Origin of the sequence: Enterobacter sp. Lyrl_3 (assembly GCF_051948675.1) — a bacterium.
In the GTDB taxonomy this organism is placed as follows: domain Bacteria; phylum Pseudomonadota; class Gammaproteobacteria; order Enterobacterales; family Enterobacteriaceae; genus Enterobacter; species Enterobacter cloacae.
Genome location: NZ_JAYJLI010000001.1, coordinates 707,754 through 728,616 on the forward strand (window position 1 = coordinate 707,754; position 20,863 = coordinate 728,616).

Genomic DNA, 20,863 nt, shown 5'->3' on the forward strand with positions numbered 1-20,863 from the left:
AGTAATCGCTCTGTATGTATGTTGAAAGCACGACGTTCTATTCTGGAATGACGGGTATGCTTAAAATTCATGATGTGATCCATGGCACACTTTCTGGTTTAATTGTATGATGAATGCGTTTCAGCAAGGATTTTAACCATGAGAAAATCATTGAACATTATCTGGCAATATCTGCGCGCATTCGTCCTGATTTACGCCTGCCTGTACGCCGGGATTTTCATCGCTTCCCTGCTTCCTATCACCATTCCCGGCAGCATTATCGGCATGCTGATCCTCTTTGTTCTGCTGGCGTTGCAAATTCTGCCCGCTAAGTGGGTCAACCCCGGCTGCTTCGTTCTTATTCGCTATATGGCGCTGCTGTTCGTGCCGATTGGCGTCGGGGTCATGCAGTACTTCGATCTGCTTAAAGCCCAGTTCGGCCCGATTGTCGTCTCCTGCGCGGTCAGTACGCTGGTGGTTTTCCTTGTGGTGAGCTGGAGTTCGCATCTGGTACATGGCGAACGTAAAGTGGTTGGACAGAAAGGAACAAAACAATGATGGCCAATATCTGGTGGTCGCTGCCATTAACCCTGGCGGTATTCTTCGCGGCACGCAAACTTGCCGCCCGGTTCAAGATGCCGCTGCTTAACCCGTTGCTGGTGGCGATGGTGGTGATTATCCCGTTCCTGCTGCTTACCGGTATCCCTTACGAACGCTACTTTGCCGGCAGCAAAATTTTAAACGACCTGCTGCAACCCGCCGTGGTCGCCCTCGCGTTTCCTTTATATGAACAGCTGCACCAGATCCGCGCCCGCTGGAAATCCATTATTACCATCTGTTTTGTGGGGAGCCTGGTGGCGATGATCACCGGTACTTCAGTCGCACTGCTGATGGGGGCCTCTGCGCAAATTGCCGCCTCTATTCTGCCGAAATCGGTGACCACGCCTATCGCCATGGCCGTGGGCGGCAGCCTCGGCGGCATTCCTGCCATCAGCGCCATGTGCGTGATCTTTGTTGGCATACTGGGCGCCGTGTTTGGCCATACCCTGCTCAATGTCATGCGCATTCATACCAAAGCCGCACGCGGTCTGGCGATGGGCACCGCGTCGCACGCGCTGGGCACCGCCCGCTGTGCGGAGCTGGATTATCAGGAGGGGGCGTTCAGCTCGCTGGCACTGGTGATCTGCGGAATCATGACCTCGCTGATGGCGCCGTTCATTTTCCCCGTGATTCTGGCGGTGATGGGCTAAAATTTGCGATGCGTCGCGCAAATTTCATTTTGTTTTCATAAGTTGCATACATAATGAGATATGGATCACATATAAAGCCCCGACGGCTCCGTACACTACCGATCCATTAACCTTTATGAGGCAAACGCCATGCATCCACGTTTTCAAGCGGCTTTCGCCCGGCTTGCAGAGAATTTGCAATCAGCTCTGGCCCCGATTCTGGCGGATGAGCATTTCCCCGCCCTGCTCACCACTGAGCAGATCACCACGCTGAAACAGGCCACGGATCTTGACGAAGACGCGCTGGCTTTCGCATTGCTGCCGCTGGCTGCCGCCTGTGCACGTGCCGATCTTTCCCACTTTAACGTTGGCGCCATTGCGCGCGGCGTCAGCGGAACCTGGTACTTCGGCGGAAACATGGAGTTCCTGGGCGCAACCATGCAGCAGACCGTTCATGCGGAACAGAGCGCCATCAGTCACGCCTGGCTGCGCGGCGAAAAGGCCCTGAGCGCCATTACCGTAAACTACACCCCGTGCGGGCACTGCCGTCAGTTTATGAATGAACTGAACAGCGGGCTGCAGCTGCGCATCAATCTGCCGGGTCGCGCGCCGCACACGCTGGGCGACTACCTGCCTGACGCCTTCGGTCCGAAAGATCTTGAAATCAAAACTCTGCTGATGGACGAGCAGGACCACGGTTACACGCTGTCCGGTGATGACCTGACCCAGGCGGCCATTCGCGCTGCCAACAAGAGCCATACGCCGTACAGCAAATCCCCGAGCGGCGTGGCACTGCAATGCCGCGATGGGCGTATCTTTAGCGGCAGCTATGCCGAAAACGCCGCGTTTAACCCAACGCTGCCACCGCTGCAGGGCGCACTGAACCTGCTGAGCCTGAACGGCTATGACTACCCGGATATTCAGCGCGCCATTCTGGCAGAAATTGCCGATGCACCGCTGATTCAATGGGATGCCACCGCCGCCACCCTGAAAGCGCTGGGCTGCACGTCAATCGAGCGTGTATTGCTGGCGTGATCCTTCTGGCGGGCAGACATGCCCGCCCGTTTTGCTGAAAAAGCCTTCAGTTGATGCGCTGTTTCTTGCGCTAACCAGGCGGGTACAGTAGCCTGAGTTAAATTCACCTTCGGTACGAGCCATCTGCATGTTAAAGCGCGTTTTTTACAGCCTGTCTGTCCTGGTCGGCATACTGCTGTTGATCGTGCTGGGTCTCGACCGCTGGATGAGCTGGAAAACGGCCCCCTACATTTTTGATGACCTGCAGGATCTGCCCTATCGCCAGGTGGGTGTGGTGCTCGGCACCGCAAAGTATTACCGCACCGGTGTCATCAATCAGTATTACCGCTACCGCATTCAGGGCGCGCTCAACGCCTACAACAGCGGCAAGGTCAATTACCTGCTGTTAAGCGGCGATAACGCGCTGCAAAGCTACAACGAACCGGTCACCATGCGCAAAGACCTGATTGCCGCAGGCGTTGATCCGGCAGATATCGTGCTCGACTACGCCGGGTTCCGCACGCTCGACTCCATCGTGCGCACGCGCAAAGTGTTCGACACCAACGACTTCATCATCATCACCCAGCGCTTCCACTGCGAACGTGCGCTGTTTATCGCGCTGCACATGGGCATTCAGGCGCAGTGTTATGCGGTGCCCTCGCCAAAAGATATGCTGAGCGTGCGCGTGCGTGAGTTTGGCGCTCGCTTTGGCGCGCTGGCCGATCTCTATATCTTCAAACGTGAACCGCGCTTTTTAGGCCCCCTGGTGCCAATTCCGGCCATGCATGAAGTGCCGGAAGATGCGCAGGGTTATCCGGCGGTGACGCCGGAGCAGCTGCTGGACATGCAGAAGAAAAAATAAACCCGCCATACGGCGGGTTTAACGTTTTCAGGAAGGTTATTTCTTACGCGCGTATTTCAGTGAATCCAGCGCAACCGCGAAGATGATAATGGCGCCCTTGATGATGTACTGCCAGTACGGGTTCACGCCGATGTAGGTCAGACCATAGTTGATGACCGTAAAGATGATCACACCGGTGACCACGCCAAGCACAGTACCCACACCGCCGCTGAAGGAGACCCCGCCCACCACGCAGGCAGCAATCGCATCCAGTTCATACATAAAGCCGAGGTTGTTGGTGGCTGAGCCGATACGGCCCGCTTCCAGCATCCCGCCGAAGGCATAGAACACACCGGACAGGGCATAAATCATCAGCAGGTTCAGGGCCACGTTAACGCCAGATACTTTCGCTGCTTCCGGGTTACCCCCGATAGCGAAGATGTTCTTACCAAAGCGGGTTTTGTTCCACAGGATCCAGACGAACGCCACCGCAATCAACGCGTAGAAGGTGATATACGACAGGCGGAAGCTGCCCAGCGCAATAAACCCTTGCGTGAAGGTCGAGAAGCCGCTGTCGAAGCCCGAGATGGGGGACGCACCGACGAAGTCGTAGTACAGGGAGTTGATACCGTAAACGATGATCATCGTACCCAGGGTGGTGATAAATGGCGTCACGTTCAGGTAAGCGATGATGATACCGTTGATCAGACCAATCACCGCACCGATGGCGCAGACAATCAGGATCACCACGAAAATGGGCATGGTCGCCATTTCCGGGAACACCTTGTTGGCGTTTTCCATCGACTGCAACAGGGTTGCCGCGATCACCGCCGCCAGGCCGACCTGGCGCCCTGCGGAAAGGTCAGTCCCCTGGGTGACGATGAGCCCCGCCACGCCCAGCGCGATGATAATACGCACGGAAGACTGAGTCAGAATGTTACTCAGGTTCAGCAGACTTAAGAACGTAGGGTCCTGGAAAATGATAATGGCCAGCAATACTAAAAGAACAACGTAAATACCGCCTTCTTTCAGATAAGTGAGAAAACTTTTTTTATTTAACGCACTCATGAGGAGCCCCTGATCTTAAAGGTGCAAAGACGCTAAACGCAAGATTTCGTTTTGCGTTGTCGTTTTCGTGTCAACAATACCGGCAACGAGACCATTGCTCATAACCAGAATACGGTCTGTGATCCCTAACAATTCCGGCATTTCGGAAGAGATAATAATGATCCCTTTATCCTTTTTCGCCAGTTCAGCGATCAGCTGATAAATTTCAAACTTCGCGCCGACGTCAATACCGCGGGTTGGTTCATCCAGCATCAGAATTTCTGGCTGCGTTAATAACCAACGACCGATAATGACTTTTTGCTGGTTGCCGCCCGACAACGAACCAATTTGCGTACGATGCCCCGGCGTTTTTACGCGCATAGAGTCAATAACCCACTGGGTATCACTCTTCATGCGGGAGTTATCCAGCAGACCCACTTTGTTTTTATAGTTGCGGATATTAGAAATTAACGAGTTAAAGTTAATATCCAGATAGGCATAAATACCGGTCGAACGCCGCTCTTCCGTCACCAGTGCAAAACCATTATTAATGGCTTCGTTGGCGTTGTGGTTGTTAATTTTCTTACCGTGCAGCGTGATGGTGCCTTCGGCTTTCTCGCGAATACCAAACAGGGTTTCGACGATATCGGTACGTTTTGCCCCGACCAGGCCTGCAATGCCCAGAATTTCGCCCTTGTGCAGGTCGAAGGAGACGTCGCGAATAGAGGGCTGACGCAGCGAGGTCAGATTACGCACCTCAAGGATCACCTCACCCGGCTTGTTCTCTTTGTCCGGGAAACGCTGGTTCAGGGAACGGCCCACCATCATGGCGATGATCTTGTCCATGTCCAGCCCTTCGAGAGGCTGAGTGGCAATCCACTGGCCGTCGCGCAGGATGGTTATCTCATCACACAGCTGAAAGATCTCTTCCATTTTATGGGAGATATAAACAATGCCGCAGCCGCGATCTTTTAGCTTACGAATAATGGTAAAAAGGTGGTTAACCTCTTTTTCCGTTAATGACGATGTCGGTTCATCCATGATGACAATTTTGGCATCATAGGAGAACGCTTTGGCAATTTCGATCATCTGCATTTGCGAGACGGATAATGTTCCCACGCGGGCGCGCGGATCGATATCAATATCCAGCTCATCGAAAATGGCTTTGGTGTCACGGTACATTTTGTCCTGATCGACAAAAACACCTTTGGTTGGATAACGCCCCAACCACATATTATCCATTACCGAGCGTTGAAGTACCAGGTTCAATTCCTGGTGAACCATAGAGATACCGTTTTCCAGCGCTTCTTTCGCTGAATGGAAATCGATCTCTTTCCCCTGAAAAAGAATGCTGCCAGAATCTTTTTGATAGATCCCAAAAAGACATTTTAATAATGTTGATTTACCGGCACCGTTTTCACCCATTAAGGCATGAATTGAATGAGGCCGAACTTTTAAATTAACATTATCGAGTGCCTTAACACCGGGAAACGACTTGTTGATGCCGTTCATTTCCAACAAGAATTCACCGGACGACGGAGTAGTTGTGCTGACCATAATTATACCTTGTTGGCCTCGCATATCGCGTTATAAAAGGGCGCAACATGTTGCGCCCTGTGGAGACATAACTAACTATCTTATTTACCGATAAACTCAGCCAGGTTGGACTGGTCTACGCCCACGTAAGGTACGCGAACGATTTTATTGTCGATTTTCCAGTTGGTGCCATCAGCCGCACCTTTACCGTCGGCCAGGTTTTTCGCCAGATCGAAGGTGGCTTTCGCCTGGTTGTTGGCATCGTTCAGCACGGTACCGGCCATCGCACCTGATTTCACCAGTGCCAGCGCTTCTGGCAGCGCATCCACGCCGAACACAGGGATAGAGGATTTGTTGTGTGCTTTCAGGGCTTCTACCGCCCCCATTGCCATCGCGTCGTTGTTAGCGATAACCACTTCAATTTTGTTCGCGTTAGGACCAGACAGCCACGCGTCCATTTTATCTTTCGCCTGAGCGGTATCCCACATCGCGGTATCTAAAGCCAGCTGCTGGGTTTTCAGACCTTTGTCGTTCAGCTCTTTGACAACGTAAGTGGTACGCGCTTCAGCATCCGGGTGGCCTGGCTCGCCTTTCAGCAGCACAAACTGGATCTGGCCGTCTTTGTTCAGATCCCAGTTCGGGTTGGCCGCCCAGTGTTTCGCGATCAGATCGCCCTGGATAATACCGGACTCTTTGGAGTCAGTACCGACGTAATACGCTTTGTCATAGCTGTCCAGCGCTTTACGGGAAGGTTCTTTGTTGAAGAAGACGATTGGCACGTTCTGGCCGCGCGCTTTCTCGATAACTGTGCCTGCAGCAGCCGGGTCAACCAGGTTGATTGCCAGTGCCTTCACGCCTTTTGCCAGCAGGACGTCAATCTGATCGTTCTGTTTGGACTGGTCGTTCTGGGAGTCATTCATCAGCAGCTGAACATCTGGCGCTGCTTTAGCATCTTTCTCGATCGCTTTACGCACAACAGACATGAAGTTGTCGTCGTATTTATAGATAGTCACACCAATACGGGTATCCGCAGCGTGCGCTGCTGCACCAAAAAGCATGCTTGCCATTACAGCAGACAGAGTCAACACCTTCTTATTCATGGTATCTCCGGTTTTTTTTATGCAGGGTAGTTCTTGTGAATAACGATCGGCGGGCAGGTGTTAATAAAACGTTACTGACAGCCGAAGTTCACTTATAAAATTTCTATCTTCCGTGTTCGGTAACGCTCCAGAAATGCGTTTTATTCGTTGTTTGCGGCACGTTGGCTATAGTGAAAGTGAATAATCACTGTTACATAGCGTTTCAGCCCCTAAAACGCTGACATCATAGTCAGCGCCTTGTTAAGATACTGTGAATTTACTCACAGATTGAAAACGGTTACATCAGCTGGCTTTATCAGTTAGTGATCGGAACCACAATTTGCCGGGCAGAGACCGAATGGCGGCGCACTAATGTCGGCATGAAACAGTGTGTTGCTACCGTATCAAGCAGCCCTGCCGCGCCCTGTAACGCCAGCTCAGTCGCCAGTTTGGCCATCGAGACAATGGGATAGCGTACCGTTGTCAGCTGCGGGTCGGTGTAACGGGCAATGGGAATATCGTCAAAACCGATCAACGACAAATGCTGTGGCACCGCAATGCCGTTATCTTTTAACGCCGTCAGTGCTCCGGCAGCCATGCTGTCGTTGTAGGCAAACACCGCGGAGAGCTGCAGGTTACGGCCCAGCAGCTCGACCATCGCCGCCTCCCCTCCCTGCATGTCCGGGGTACCGGTGCCTACCCAGCTTTCAGCAGGCGCAATGCCGTGCTCTTTCAGAGCATTTTGCCAGCCTTCGCGACGCAGTTCGTCGTCCTCAATCGCGTGGCTGGAGGCCAGATAACCGATTCGCTGGTGCCCGTTATTAATCAGCATGCGCGTGGCCATCATGGCGCCACTCACGTTATCCAGCCCCACGCAACGGTGGGCATAGCCGGGCACAATCCGGTTGATGAGCACCATGCCGGGGATTTGCTCCATAAATCCGGCAAGCTCCTCATCACTCAGGGCTTTTGAATGCACAATCAGCGCGTTACAACGCTGGCGGATCAGCACTTCGATGGCATAGCGCTCTTTTTCTGCTTCATGATAGCTGTTGCCGATCAGCACATACTTTTGGTGCTGCTGGGCAACAACGTCCACCGCTTTCACCAGCGCGCCAAAAAACGCATCCGACACGTCCATCACCACCACGCCAATGGTGTCACTGACCTGCGTAGCCAGCGCCTGCGCGTTAGCATTGGGGCGGTAACCCAGTTGGGTCACGGCTTTCATTACGGTTTCACGGGTTTCAGGGCTGACCAGCGCGCTGTTGTTCAGCACGCGAGAGACGGTGGCCACAGAAACGCCCGCCTGACGGGCGACGTCACGAATGGTGATCATATTCACCATCCTTAAAAGGATTGCAGCAACTCACAGACACCCCCTGTGTTTAGCAAGGTGGCTATTTTGGCAGCGAGAGAAAGGGGACTACGTGAAGAAGCTCACACAGATGAAAACGGTTACATCCATTTTGTTAATGATTGTGATCCAGATCGTTATCTGGATGTATTATTCAATGAAACACCTGACGCTTTTGCGGTTAACTGACGCCACGCCCACTCCAGCGGCCCCTGGCGGAAATACCGCAGCCAGATAACCGAAAACGCCAGGTTTATCGTCCAGACCGGAAGAACAAACGCCACCAGCGTAAGGCGGTCGAATTTCATAAACAGGCCAAATCGATAGAACAGCGTGGTACAGATGAGGGTCTGCAAAATGTAATTACTTAACGCCATGCGGCCAACGCAGGCAACGGCACTGACAATCCAGAGGCGGGAGAGCTGCGGCCAGTAGCCATAGATGAGCGCGGCGTAGCCGATGGTCTGGAACGGGGCACCGAGCTCGCGCGGAACCTGCAGCAGGAAAGCGCACCAGCGGTAATCCCAGTGTAGATGCCACTGCGCAATCACCGCTGGGAGATTGATCGCCACGCCCAGCAGCACCAGCAAGACGCCTGTGCGACGATAGTGGCGCAGGCTAAATTCCCCTTTCAGCCAGCCGGTGCGCATCAGGGATGCGCCCATCAGCATCATCCCCGCCAGCTGCCAGCCGTATTGCGCCCCCAGTGCCAGCAGGTTATCGCCCAGCATATCCGCGCGATTGCTTATCGCTTCCGCGCCGCCTTTTAGCTTCCAGAACTGCTCATACTGCAGGTTGGCGGCGTCCGGTATCCATGAGCGGCTTGTTGCGTCGCCGGCGATCATACCCAGCAACAGCAGCACCCCAAGCCCCATGACATAGAGCATCACGCCGGTGTTAAACAGGCTTTTGACGCTATGCGCATCACGGATGAGTCGCCAGCAAATTAGCCCGACTAATCCATAGGCGAGAAGAATATCACCGTCCCAGAAGAACAGGCCGTGAATAAAGCCAAGGAGCACCAGCAGGGTCAGACGTGACTGGATCCAGCGGGTGCCGCGTTTGAGCAGCAGTTGCAGACCGGCGCCAAACAGCAGCGCAAAGAGGGTGAGGAATTTCACCTGAGCAAAGAGATCGAGGATTGCCCACGTCCAGGCATCGCGACGGGTAATCTCGCCATACCAGGCGGGGTTGAGATAAGCGGCCTTCGGCAGACCGAAGGCGCTGATATTAAGCAGCAGGATACCGAGAATGGCGACGCCGCGAACAAAATCGAGCGTGACGTTTCGCTCCATGGTCCCTGCCCTGTCAGATTAGTTGTGGTGACGCACGGCGCGCAGGAACTCCTGGCGGGTGTTCTGGCTGGATTTAAACAGACCGCCCAGCGACGTGGTGGTGGTCGCACTGGTGGCATCACGTACACCGCGCGCCTTCACGCAGTAGTGAACCGCGTCAATGGAGACCGCGACGTTATTGGTGCCCAGCAGCGTTTGCAGCGCGGTCAGGATCTGCTGCGTCAGACGCTCCTGCACCTGTGGGCGTTGGGCAAAGAACTGCACGATACGGTTGATTTTGGACAGACCAATCACCGTATCTTTTGGAATGTAAGCCACGGTCGCTTTACCGTCGATGGTCACGAAGTGGTGCTCGCAGGTGCTGGTCAGCGTGATATCGCGCACCGTCACCATCTCATCCACCTTCATTTTGTTTTCAATGACGGTGATTTTCGGGAAGTTGGCGTAGTCCAGGCCGGAGAAAATTTCGTCGACATACATTTTTGCGATGCGATGCGGCGTTTCCATCAGACTGTCGTCGCTCAGATCGAGATTTAGCAGTTGCATGATCTCGGTCATGTGCCCGGCAATCAGACGTTTACGGGTTTCATTATCCACTTCCTGAACGGGTGGACGCAGTGGCGTTTCAAGACCGCGCGCAACCAGGGCTTCGTGGACAAGGGCCGCTTCTTTACTGAGTGATGACATTCTTTTCTCCTGCAGGTGTGGCGTCTTTTGCCCTCGTTGTGGCAAAAGTGTGCGCTCATTGTGCGTGAGGCCGCGCACATAATCCAGTATTCACGACGATAATTATTGCAATTGCTGCTGCCTTTCGGCCTGACGGTTCCACACCAGCGCGCCCGCAATGAACAGCGCAATGCCCGCCAGCCCCAGCGCAGGCTCAAGCTTGTGGGTAAGCCAGGTGGATAACGCCGAGGTCATCGGCCCCACCAGCTGTCCAATGGCATAACCGGTAGTCAGCAGCCCCGCCATATAGCGGGTATGTTCGGGTGCCAGCTCGCGCCCGTAGAGTAAAGAGAGCTGAACGGCACACAGGAATCCGCCGCCGACCAGCAGGCCGCCCGTCAGCAAGCCGCCAATTCCAGGCAGTAGCCATGCCGCCAGCACACCCGCCCCCTGTAACCACAGCACGATAGCCAGCCTGCGGTTCGAGGTAGAGGTGTGACGCAAAACGATACTGAGCACGATGCCCACAACAGCGGCAGCGCCAAATATCGGCCAGACAAACTGTGCAAACAGGCTGCCGGGAAAACGCACGGCCGCCATTTGCGATAAAAATGTTGCAGGCAGGATGTAGCCAAATCCGGCCAGGCTGTAGCTCCAGACCAGGCACTTCAGATCTTTCGTCAGAATAAGGGGTTCAGGCGCGCTGCCCGGCCGGTGCAGTTGCCCGGCACGCGGTAAATAGCGGGCAACCAGTGCGATAAGCACCAGCGCCAGCACGCCGTAAATCTGCCATGCGGCCCCGGCCGACAACGCTTTTGCGTGAATACAGACCGCAAGCAGTCCGCTTAGGGCGATACCTGCGCCCGGCCCGGCAAACACGGCCGCGCTCAAACCCGGTTTACCCAGTTGCCCCAGCCGCTCGTTGGTCCAGGCGGCAATCAGCACCATCGACCAGCCGCTCATGCAGCCAATCACAAAGCGCAGCAGACCATGTACCAGCGCGTTATCCGCTGCGGCGGAAAGCAGCGTCAGCGCCACAGCGCCAGTAATACCCAGCCAAAGGCGGGTTTCAACGAAGCGATGGGCGCGCATCGCATCCCATGCGCCCACCAGATAGCCCAGATAGTTCATCGCCGCCACCAGACCTGCGCTGGTGAGCGTGAGTTGCCCGGCGGCAATCATCAGCGGCACCTGAGGGGTAAACGCGAAGCGCCCAATTCCCATCGCTACCACCAGAACCACAAATCCACTGAGCGCAATTCGCAGCGCCATGACCGCTCCAGTTGTTAATAAAAAGTAAATTTATGATGCAGGATCTCGCTGTCTTGCGAAAGTGAAAGTTGCTCACAGGTAAATGAAAACTCTGTATTATGGGCTGAATGAATAGCAATTCGCATTAAGGAGCCCTGCATGGAACTGCTCGAAGAGCATCGTTGTTTTGAAGGTCGACAGCAGCGCTGGCGCCACGACTCCACTGTCCTGAACTGTGCCATGACGTTCAGTATTTTCCTGCCGCCCACTGAAGAGGGTGTTAAGCCCCCGGTTCTGTTCTGGCTCTCAGGATTAACCTGTAACGATGAGAATTTCACCACCAAAGCGGGTGCACAGCGTGTGGCGGCCGAGCTGGGTATCGCCCTGGTGATGCCAGACACCAGCCCGCGTGGCGATGAGGTGGCGGACGATGCCGGATATGATCTGGGCAAAGGGGCCGGGTTCTATCTGAACGCCACAGAGCAGCCGTGGGCGAGCCATTACCGCATGTACGACTATATTGCCGACGAGCTGCCAACCCTGATCCAGCGTGAGTTTGCAGTAAGCAACCGGTGTGCCATCAGCGGGCATTCCATGGGCGGGCACGGCGCGTTGATCATGGCGCTAAAGAATCCTGGCAGATACACCAGCGTTTCCGCGTTTGCGCCAATAGTGAACCCCACCCAGGTACCGTGGGGGCAGAAAGCCTTCACGAACTATCTGGGCGATGATGCACAACGCTGGCAGGAGTGGGACAGCTGTGCCCTGATGCTGGCGAGCCAGCCTGGAAATGCGATCCCGACGCTTGTCGATCAAGGTGATGCGGATCAGTTCCTGGCCGGACAGCTACAGCCCGCCGTGCTGGCTGAAGCCGCACGTCAGAAAGACTGGCCGCTGACGCTGCGTATTCAGCCCGGATATGACCACAGCTACTATTTCATTGCATCCTTTATTGAGGATCACCTCCGCTTCCATGCGGAGCATTTGTTCGGGTAAGTGCGGTTTTTTTTGCCCGGTAAGGCGCAGCGCCACCGGGCATGAAAACCACATCAGAACTTATAATCCACACCCACAAAGTAGCGGCGGCCATCTTCCGTGTAGCTGTAATCGTCGCGGCTCAGATCTTTATCCAGCAGGTTCTGCACGCCCGCGCGCAGCTTCACGCTTTTCGTTGCCTGCCATGCCGCGCCGGTATTCCAGATGACATAGCCGCCTGGCGTTGCGTCTGCGCTGGTTAACGCACGTTTCTCGCCGGTGTAGTGGCCCTGGACGTAGAACGACCAGTCCTGCGTCGCCTTCCAGTCCACGGTACCGTTGGCGGTATGGAACGGCAGTTCGGACAGCGGTTTGTTGCCGCCGTTGCTGATATCACGCCCGTCGTTGTAGGTATAGTTCAGCGTCAGCTTCCAGTCCTCAGCCACCGGGATCTTCAGCTCGGTTTCCACGCCACGAATACGCGCCTTGTTGACGTTGTAATAGCGGAAGATCGGTTCACCGTCAGCATTCAGCCCCACGTAGTTCGGGTAGCTCTTAGCCTGGTCAACGTTCGCCGTACGGCTGATGCTGATACGGTCATCAACATTGTTCTGGAAGGTGGTAATGCTGGCCTGCACGCCCTCTAACCATCCCTCTTCCCCGCTGTAGTACAGCCCGAGTTCAAAGCTTTCGCTGGTTTCTGGTTTCAGGTTCGGGTTACCGACAATCTCGCAGGCACCGCGACACGATCCGGTGATCCAGTCCGGACTCAGTTGCAGCAGGGATGGCGCTTTAAACGCGGTTGCCCAGCCCCCTTTCACCGTGACGGTATCGGTCGCGTTATAGACCAGATACGCTCGAGGACTCCAGTGATCGCCGTAGGTGTCGTGGTCGTCCATACGGATGCCGGTAGTCAGCGCCAGCGGTTCAAATATCCGCCATTCATCTTCAAGGAAGAGAGCATACTGGCTGGTAGAGGTCGCGCTGCCGGAGCCGCCGGTCAGGTTTACCGGATCTTTCAGCTTGTCGTGACGCCATTCGCCGCCGAAGGTCAGCAGCTGATTGATTTCACCCAGCGGCAGCACGTATTTACCATCAACGGCGTTGCTCTCGGAAGTGATGGTATGGCTGTTACCCGGGTTTTTGTTGTCCACCTTCTCGCCGTAAACTTTCAGTTCGCTGTTGCCTGTCCCCCATCGGCCGTTGTGGCTCAGGGAGTAGTTCTGGCGCTCAAGGCGATTTTTATCGAGGGAATCGGAATCACGATCCTGGCGGTCGAAACCATAGCCTGCGGTAAAGTCATGATCTTCCGTCGGCGTCCAGGCGAATTCCACGTTGGCATCGCGGCTGGTGAAGCCCTCAATACGCGGCGTTTCACCGCTCGTTGTGGTAGACGATTCTTGCTGCTTGTCTTTTTCACGCTTAGACACGCTGCCGTAGGCCTTCAGCCCCAGCACGCCGTCCACCAGCGGGCCGCTGGTGTAGAACTGGCCGTTGTTGGTGTCCCCGCGATCGCGGTGTTCCTGAATGGTGGAGTCGGCGCTCAGGGTGCCCGTCCACTTCTGACCGATTTTCTTGGTGATGATGTTCACCACGCCGCCCAGCGCATCTGAGCCGTAGAGCGAGGACATTGGCCCGCGCACCACTTCGATCCGCTCGATCGCATCGACCGGAACCCAGTTCAGATCGAAATCGTTATGGCGGAAGACGGCGTTGCGGGAGTTAACACGCTTACCGTCGATCAGGATCAGCGTATAGCTGCTGTCCAGACCGCGAATACTTACCCCTTTACGGTTGTCCCCTTCATTAGTGAGCTGCACGCCCGGTACGTCCTGCAACACATCTTTCAGGTTCTGAACGGGTTTACGCTGCAGGTCTTCCTGGGTGATGACGCTGATGCTCGCCGGTGCGTCCTTCAGGTTTTGCTCAGTCGCTGACGCCGTGACAACCAGTGTGTCGCTGGATTCCGCAGCGATGACAGGCAGTGCCAGGGACATGGCGGACGCACAAAGTCCTCCCCTGACGAAGGGATTCAACCTAAACATTCCATATCTCCATGAGGTAAATACAACTAAATCAAAAGATTATTGCCCACAATGCCTTTTGCTCCGCCCGCATCTCCGGCGGGTCGGTGGTCTGCTTATTTTGACGTAACGATAAAGCAAACGATTATTATTATCAATTAAATTGTTAAAAATTATATCCGTTCTGCATAATGTGGAGATAAAAAAGCCCGCTCAAATGAGCGGGCTAAAAGAGAGGAAGTGCGGTTTATTTGTTAAATCGTTCAGGGAATTCCATTTCACTGTAGCGAACGAAGTGCGTTCCTTTCATCAGCTTGTAGCCAAACCAGATCACCAGGAACAGCGGAATACCAATGTAGGTGGCCGTTACGGCGCCCCAGTCAATGGTGTCCGCCAGGAACGCTTCATAGTTCTGGCCCAGGGTGATAATCAGACACAGAATGAAGGCGAAAATCGGCCCCAGCGGGAAGAACCCGGAACGGTACGGCAGGTTGTTCAGATCGTGTCCCTGCATAACATAGCCGCGACGGAAGCGGTAGTGGCTGATGGCAATCCCCAGCCAGGCAATAAAGCCCGTCATACCAGAGGTGTTGAGCAGCCACAGGTAGACCGTCTGGTTACCGAACATGGAGGTCAGGAAGCACAGACCAGCAATGACCGTTGTGGCATACAGCGCGTTACGCGGCACACCACCACGAGACAGTTTTGCGAAAATACGCGGCGCTTTACCGTCACAGGCCAGGGTATAGAGCATACGGGTTGAGGCGTACATACCGGAGTTACCCGCAGAGAGCACCGCGGTCAGGATAACGGCGTTCATTACCGCCGCCGCAGAGAGCAGACCGGCATGCTGGAAGACCAGCGTGAACGGGCTGACGCTGATGTCTTTGACATCGTTGCGCAGCAGGCTTGGGTCAGTGTACGGGATAATCAGGCTGATAATCAGGATCGCGAACACATAGAACAGCAGAATACGCCAGAATACCTGACGCACCGCGCGCGGAATGTTCTTCTCCGGGTTTTCAGACTCACCGGCAGCAATACCAATCAGCTCGGTGCCCTGGAAGGAGAAGCCAACAATCATCGCCACGCCAATCATCGCCGAGAAACCACCGGCAAACGGCGCATCGCCAATCGTCCAGTTGCTCCACCCGGCCGGTTCCGCCCCTTTGAAAATACCAACGATCATCGCCACACCGACGACGATAAAGATGATGACGGTTGCCACTTTGATCAAAGAGAACCAGTATTCCGCTTCGCCAAAGCCGCGAACGGAGATGTAGTTCAGCAGGAAGATGACCGCAAGGAACAGCGCACTCCAGATCCAGCCTGGCGTGTCCGGGAACCACCAGGTCATAACCAGCTGTGCGGCGACAAGGTCAACGGCGATGGTGACCGCCCAGTTGTACCAGTAGTTCCAGCCCAGCGCGAAACCAAAGCCTTCTTCAACGTATTTCTGACCGTAGGTCGAAAACGAACCGGATACCGGCATGTACGCGGCCAGTTCGCCCAGGCTGGTCATCAGGAAGTAGACCATCAGGCCAATCAGGATATAAGAGAAAAGTGCCCCACCCGGGCCGGCTGCCGAAATGGTTGCCCCGGAGGCAACGAAAAGACCTGTACCGATTGAGCCGCCGATGGCGATCATCGTCAGGTGACGCGCCTTGAGTTCGCGGCGTAGCGCGGGCGCTTCTGTGGTTTTAGTTTCTGAAACCATGTGAAAATGCTGTCCATCTAATAAATGAGGCGCGATTGTAGCAGACGATCCGCGTTCCTTCCGGCAGAAATACTGAGTTATAAGAGAGCTTCATGACTCGGCCAGGATTATAAGTAAAGCATAATTTTTCCCTCTCCCCATTGGGGTGAGGGGCGCTTTTACATGGCGCAATAGCGCAGAAAACGCTGCAGCGAGCTGGAAAGATGTTTCTGACGATGGTGAATACACCACAACGTGCGCACCAGTTTGGGCAGCGGAAGCGGAACTTCAACCAGCGTTCCGGCCTCAAGCTGTTCAATAATGACCCGTCGTGAAAGGCAGCTGATCCCAAGGCCATGTCGCACCGCATGCTTGATCGCCTCTGAGTTGCCCAGCTCCATCCCCAGCTGGAAATGTGGCAAATGGGAGAGCAGCAGATAATCAACAATTTCCCGCGTGCCGGAGCCCTGCTCACGCAGGATCCACTGCGCCTGCGCCAGACGTTCCAGCGTTACTTCACCCTGCAATAACGACGAGGCGGGTGAAGCGAAGACCACCAGCTCATCTTCCAGCCAGGGTTCCGCAATGATATCGACGTTATGGCATGGCCCTTCGATAAGACCGATATCCACGCGAAAATCGATTACCGCGTTAATCACATCCTGACTGTTCCCCACGCTCATCTCCAGCGGCAGGGTCGGGAAATCCCGGCGATAGCGGGCGATCACTTCCGGCAAGATATAGTTTCCGATGGTGCTGCTGGCATACACGCGGATGGCACCGTTCTCTTCCCGGAAGAGTTGTTCAATTTCCGTTGCCTGTTCCAGCAGTGCCAGCGCGCGGGGATAAAGCAGGCGGCCATGTTCGTTAACCACCAGCCGCTTCCCTACCCTGTCGAAGAGCTGCACGCCCAACTGGCCCTCAAGATCGGTTAACGCGGCGCTGACCGCAGACTGGGAAAGCGAAAGCATCTGCGAGGCCTGGGTCGTCGACCCGCTTTTCAGCACTTCGGCAAAAACTTCCAGCTGACGCAAAGTAATGTGCATGGTTGCTTACCACTTATATAGATTGATTATAAGTATATAATCAATTTTATTTTTAAACCAGCGCGCCGTAACCTTTAGCCAGACAAAGGAGAAGGTTATGTCAGAAATCACCTTACAGCATCATCGTACATTGTGGCACTTCGTGCCGGGTCTTGCGCTCAGCGCGGTCGTCACCGGTGTGGCATTATGGGGCGGCAGCATTCCCGCCGTCGCCGGTGCCGGTTTTAGCGCCTTAACGCTGGCGATCCTGCTCGGCATGGTCGTGGGTAACACCGTTTACCCGCACATCTGGAAGTCCTGTGATGGCGGCGTTATTTTTGCCAAGCAGCATCTGCTGCGCCTCGGGATCATTCTTTACGGCTTTCGCCTCACCTTTTCACAGATTGCGGATGTTGGCATTAGCGGTATCGCCATTGACGTTCTGACCCTGACCAGCACCTTTTTACTGGCCTGCTTTATCGGACAGAAAATATTTGGCCTGGATAAACAGACCAGCTGGCTGATCGGTGCCGGGAGCAGTATTTGCGGTGCGGCGGCGGTACTGGCAACCGAACCTGTGGTCAAGGCGGAATCCAGCAAAGTTACGGTGGCGGTCGCGACCGTGGTGATCTTCGGTACGCTGGCTATTTTCCTCTACCCGGCCATGTATCCGCTGGTTGCCCACTGGTTTAGCCCGGAAACCTATGGCATCTACATTGGCTCAACCATGCATGAAGTGGCGCAGGTCGTGGCGGCGGGTCATGCCATTAACCCGGAAGCAGAAAACGCCGCGGTGATTGCTAAAATGCTGCGCGTCATGATGCTGGCACCCTTCCTGATTATCCTGGCCGCCCGCGTGAAACAGCTTGCGCCCGCGTGTGGTAATCAGAAGAGTAAAATCACCATACCGTGGTTTGCGATCCTGTTTATCGTGGTGGCGATTTTCAACTCCTTCCACCTGCTGCCAAAAGCGGTGGTCGATATGCTGGTGACGCTGGATACCGTGCTGCTGGCGATGGCGATGGCGGCGCTGGGGGTGACCACGCACGTCAGCGCGCTGAAAAAAGCCGGTGCGAAACCGCTGCTGATGGCGCTGGTGCTCTTCATCTGGCTGATTGTGGGTGGCGGTGCGATTAACCTCGTGGTTCACAGCCTGATGGCATAAACCACTACATCCTTCCCCTGTTAACCCGTTATGATACGCATTTCGGGTTAACAGGAGTCCCTTTATGAAATACGTTGGAGCGCACGTCAGCGCTGCCGGTGGCCTTGCGAATGCCGCCATTCGCGCCGCCGAAATTGAGGCGACCGCTTTCGCCCTGTTCACCAAAAACCAGCGCCAGTGGCGCGCCGCGCCGCTTACCGCTGATGTCATAGATGATTTCAAAGCCGCCTGTGAGAAGTACCACTACGGGCCGGGTCAAATCCTTCCCCACGACAGCTATCTAATCAACCTCGGTCATCCGGTTCAGGAAGCGCTGGAGAAGTCCCGCGAAGCGTTTCTGGATGAAGTCCAGCGCTGCGAGCAGCTTGGGCTGACGCTGCTGAATTTCCATCCGGGTAGCCATCTGATGCAGATAGACGAAGAGGCCTGCCTGGCACGCATTGCGGAGTCCATTAACATCACGCTGGATAAAACCCAGGGGGTTACCGCGGTGATCGAGAATACCGCCGGTCAGGGCAGCAACCTCGGCTTTAAGTTTGAACATCTGGCTGCCATCATCGACGGCGTGGAAGATAAATCCCGCGTGGGCGTATGTATCGATACCTGTCACGCGTTTGCAGCCGGTTACGACCTGCGTACAACCGAGGCCACGAAAAACACCTTCGATGAGTTCGAACGCGTGGTAGGCTTTAAGTATCTGCGTGGAATGCACTTAAACGATGCCAAAAGCGCCTTTGGCAGCCGCGTAGACCGTCACCACAGCCTGGGTGAAGGTAATATTGGCCATGATGCGTTCCGCTTTATCATGCAGGACGCCCGTTTCGATGGTATCCCCATGGTGCTGGAAACCATCAATCCGGATATCTGGGCGGAAGAGATCGCCTGGCTGAAGGCACAGCAGACCGCTGAACAGGCGGCATAAAAAAAGCCGGATCGCGTTAAGCGTCCGGCTTTTTTTTAGGTCGGGTAAGGCGAAGCCGCCACCCGACACCTCTTTTAGGCTGCTTTTGCCACCGCTTCCGCTTCAGGGCGTTTCAGCACCGCGTAAGAGAGCCCCGCCACCAGCGTACCAGCAACAATCGCCAGCAGGTAACCCAGTACCGGGGTGATAGCGCCAGGGATCAGCAGAACGAACAGACCACCGTGCGGTGCCATCAGCTTCGCGCCAATCGCCATTGAGATAGCCCCGGTCACCGCGCCGCCAACGATACAGCAAGGCAGAACACGCATTGGGTCACGGGCAGCGAACGGAATCGCCCCTTCGGTGATAAAGCACAGGCCCAGTACCAGCGCCGCTTTGCCGCCTTCCTGCTGCGCTTTGTCGAATTTACGACGCGCAATAATCGTTGCCAGGCCGAGCGCCAGCGGTGGCACCATACCGGCTGCCATAATGGCTGCCATTGGCGCGTAGGTCTGGGTACTCAGCAGGCCAACACCGAATGCATAGGCCGCTTTGTTTACCGGACCACCCATGTCGGTACACATCATGCCACCGAGGATAGCCCCCAACAGCACCGCGTTTGCCGTGCCCATGGTTTGCAGCCAGTGGGTCAGACCCGCCAGGATACCCGCCACCGGCTTACCAATCAGGTAAATCATCGCCAGACCGACCACCAGGCTGGAAATCAGCGGGATGATCAGAATCGGTTTCAGGGCTTCCATACTTTGCGGCAGCTTCAGCTTCGAGCTGATAAGCTTCGCGACGTAACCCGCCAGGAAACCGGCGATGATACCGCCAATAAAGCCGGAACCGGTGCTCACGGCCAGCATACCGCCGATAAGACCCGGCGTCAGACCCGGACGGTCAGCGATGGAGAAGGCGATAAAGCCTGCCAGCACCGGCACCATCAGCGCGAACGCGGAGCCGCCACCAATCTGCATTAACGCCGCAGCCAGCGTCCCTTCTTCTTTAAATGCGGTGATACCAAACGCGAATGACAGTGCGATACACAGACCGCCGGCCACCACCATCGGCAGCATATAAGACACACCGGTCAGCAGGTGACGATAGGCGCCCGCAGATTCTTTTTTCCCTTCGGTAGCCGGTTTAGCCGCACCGGTTGCCTGATAAGGCTGGGCTTCCACCAGCGCTTTATCAAACTCCTGCGCGGTCTTTTTCAGCGCCAGGCCGGTAGAGGTGCGGTACATCGGTTTACCCGCGAATTTCGCCAGATCCACTTCGATATCCGCCGCAACGATCACCAGATCGGCTTCCGCCACTTCTTCCGGGGTGATGGCATTGCCCGCACCCACCGAGCCACGGGTTTCAACTTTTACCCACCAGCCGCGTTTTTTCGCTTCGGTTTCAATCGCTTCAGCCGCCATAAAGGTATGCGCGACGCCCGTCGGACAAGCTGTCACCGCCACAATGCGTTTCGGGCCCGTGGCAGCAACCGGTGCTGCCGCAGCCGGTGCGCTGTAGACTGACGCGTGGCCTTTCGCTTCGCTCAGGAACAGTTCCGGATGTGCCACCGCGCGATTAATATCGCCCAGCCACACTTTTTTGCCGTTCAGTGCGCTGTCAGCCGGGACCTTATCACCCAGCACAATCGCCAGTTCAGCGTCGCCCGGGTTATCGGTCATTTCCAGATGTGCTTTGTTCGCCGCCGCTCCCAGCAGGGTCTTCGCCATATAGGCGCGAGCCTGTCCGAGACCGGAGTCAATAATCAGCAGCGTTTTCATTA

At 55.3% G+C, this 20,863-nt stretch carries 18 protein-coding genes; 7 read left to right on the plus strand and 11 right to left on the minus strand.

The features are described from left to right. The first annotated feature begins 138 nt into the window (after positions 1-138). The 4 genes from VF709_RS03580 (at position 139) to sanA (ending at position 3,084) form a co-directional block, all read left to right on the plus strand. Positions 139-537 (plus strand): CidA/LrgA family protein, encoded by a 399-nt coding sequence (locus VF709_RS03580; protein ID WP_023619766.1) that lies wholly within the window; start codon positions 139-141, stop codon positions 535-537. Then, positions 534-1,229, plus strand: a complete 696-nt coding sequence (locus tag VF709_RS03585) for a CidB/LrgB family autolysis modulator (RefSeq protein WP_013097948.1) — start codon at positions 534-536, stop codon at positions 1,227-1,229. The genes VF709_RS03580 and VF709_RS03585 overlap by 4 nt, the downstream gene beginning before the upstream one ends. Positions 1,230-1,358: 129 nt before the next feature. Next, positions 1,359-2,243, plus strand: a complete 885-nt coding sequence (gene cdd, locus VF709_RS03590) for a cytidine deaminase (RefSeq protein ID WP_038420196.1) — start codon at positions 1,359-1,361, stop codon at positions 2,241-2,243. Between the two features lie 127 nt (positions 2,244-2,370). Further along, positions 2,371-3,084, plus strand: coding sequence for an outer membrane permeability protein SanA (sanA, locus tag VF709_RS03595; RefSeq protein WP_023619764.1), 714 nt, complete (start codon positions 2,371-2,373; stop codon positions 3,082-3,084). A 36-nt stretch (positions 3,085-3,120) separates the two neighbouring features. On the opposite strand, the gene mglC is transcribed toward sanA, so the two are convergent. The 7 genes from mglC to VF709_RS03630 form a co-directional block, all read right to left on the minus strand. Next, entirely contained in the window at positions 3,121-4,131 is a 1,011-nt protein-coding gene (gene mglC / locus VF709_RS03600) for a galactose/methyl galactoside ABC transporter permease MglC (protein ID WP_013097952.1), read from the minus strand. Between the two features lie 15 nt (positions 4,132-4,146). After that, the gene (gene mglA / locus VF709_RS03605; RefSeq protein ID WP_029883073.1) at positions 4,147-5,667 is read right to left on the minus strand and encodes a galactose/methyl galactoside ABC transporter ATP-binding protein MglA; all 1,521 of its coding nucleotides are present in this window, start codon (positions 5,665-5,667) and stop codon (positions 4,147-4,149) included. Between the two features lie 80 nt (positions 5,668-5,747). Next, complete coding sequence (gene mglB, locus VF709_RS03610) at positions 5,748-6,746, minus strand: galactose/glucose ABC transporter substrate-binding protein MglB (RefSeq protein WP_014832691.1); 999 nt, start codon at positions 6,744-6,746, stop codon at positions 5,748-5,750. A gap of 295 nt (positions 6,747-7,041) precedes the next feature. Then, the gene (gene galS, locus VF709_RS03615) at positions 7,042-8,064 is read right to left on the minus strand and encodes an HTH-type transcriptional regulator GalS (protein WP_038420198.1); all 1,023 of its coding nucleotides are present in this window, start codon (positions 8,062-8,064) and stop codon (positions 7,042-7,044) included. Between the two features lie 155 nt (positions 8,065-8,219). After that, on the minus strand, positions 8,220-9,377 hold the full coding sequence (gene yeiB, locus VF709_RS03620; protein WP_020690129.1) for a DUF418 domain-containing protein YeiB: 1,158 nt from the start codon (positions 9,375-9,377) through the stop codon (positions 8,220-8,222). An 18-nt stretch (positions 9,378-9,395) separates the two neighbouring features. Beyond that, on the minus strand, positions 9,396-10,064 hold the full coding sequence (folE, locus tag VF709_RS03625) for a GTP cyclohydrolase I FolE (RefSeq protein ID WP_013097957.1): 669 nt from the start codon (positions 10,062-10,064) through the stop codon (positions 9,396-9,398). Positions 10,065-10,166: 102 nt separating this feature from the next. Continuing rightward, positions 10,167-11,315 (minus strand): YbfB/YjiJ family MFS transporter, encoded by a 1,149-nt coding sequence (locus VF709_RS03630; protein WP_149896209.1) that lies wholly within the window; start codon positions 11,313-11,315, stop codon positions 10,167-10,169. A 138-nt stretch (positions 11,316-11,453) separates the two neighbouring features. Here VF709_RS03630 and fghA point away from each other — a divergent pair, with 138 nt between their 5' ends. Then, the gene (gene fghA / locus VF709_RS03635) at positions 11,454-12,290 is read left to right on the plus strand and encodes an S-formylglutathione hydrolase (RefSeq protein WP_094916095.1); all 837 of its coding nucleotides are present in this window, start codon (positions 11,454-11,456) and stop codon (positions 12,288-12,290) included. Positions 12,291-12,343: 53 nt separating this feature from the next. On the opposite strand, the gene cirA is transcribed toward fghA, so the two are convergent. The 3 genes from cirA to yieE form a co-directional block, all read right to left on the minus strand. Then, positions 12,344-14,314 (minus strand): catecholate siderophore receptor CirA, encoded by a 1,971-nt coding sequence (cirA, locus tag VF709_RS03640; RefSeq protein WP_045292103.1) that lies wholly within the window; start codon positions 14,312-14,314, stop codon positions 12,344-12,346. Between the two features lie 226 nt (positions 14,315-14,540). Further along, a complete protein-coding gene (locus VF709_RS03645; RefSeq protein WP_013097961.1) occupies positions 14,541-16,010 on the minus strand; it encodes an amino acid permease in 1,470 nt (489 codons plus the stop codon). Between the two features lie 158 nt (positions 16,011-16,168). Continuing rightward, positions 16,169-17,035 (minus strand): DNA-binding transcriptional regulator YeiE, encoded by an 867-nt coding sequence (gene yieE, locus VF709_RS03650; protein WP_029883079.1) that lies wholly within the window; start codon positions 17,033-17,035, stop codon positions 16,169-16,171. 97 nt (positions 17,036-17,132) lie between these two features. On the opposite strand from yieE, the gene VF709_RS03655 reads away from it, so the two are divergent. Further along, positions 17,133-18,179, plus strand: a complete 1,047-nt coding sequence (locus VF709_RS03655) for a YeiH family protein (protein ID WP_029883080.1) — start codon at positions 17,133-17,135, stop codon at positions 18,177-18,179. Positions 18,180-18,243: 64 nt separating this feature from the next. Beyond that, a complete protein-coding gene (gene nfo / locus VF709_RS03660) occupies positions 18,244-19,101 on the plus strand; it encodes a deoxyribonuclease IV (protein WP_013097964.1) in 858 nt (285 codons plus the stop codon). Between the two features lie 74 nt (positions 19,102-19,175). On the opposite strand, the gene fruA is transcribed toward nfo, so the two are convergent. Continuing rightward, a complete protein-coding gene (gene fruA / locus VF709_RS03665; protein ID WP_023619758.1) occupies positions 19,176-20,861 on the minus strand; it encodes a PTS fructose transporter subunit IIBC in 1,686 nt (561 codons plus the stop codon). Between the last annotated feature and the right edge of the window lie 2 nt (positions 20,862-20,863).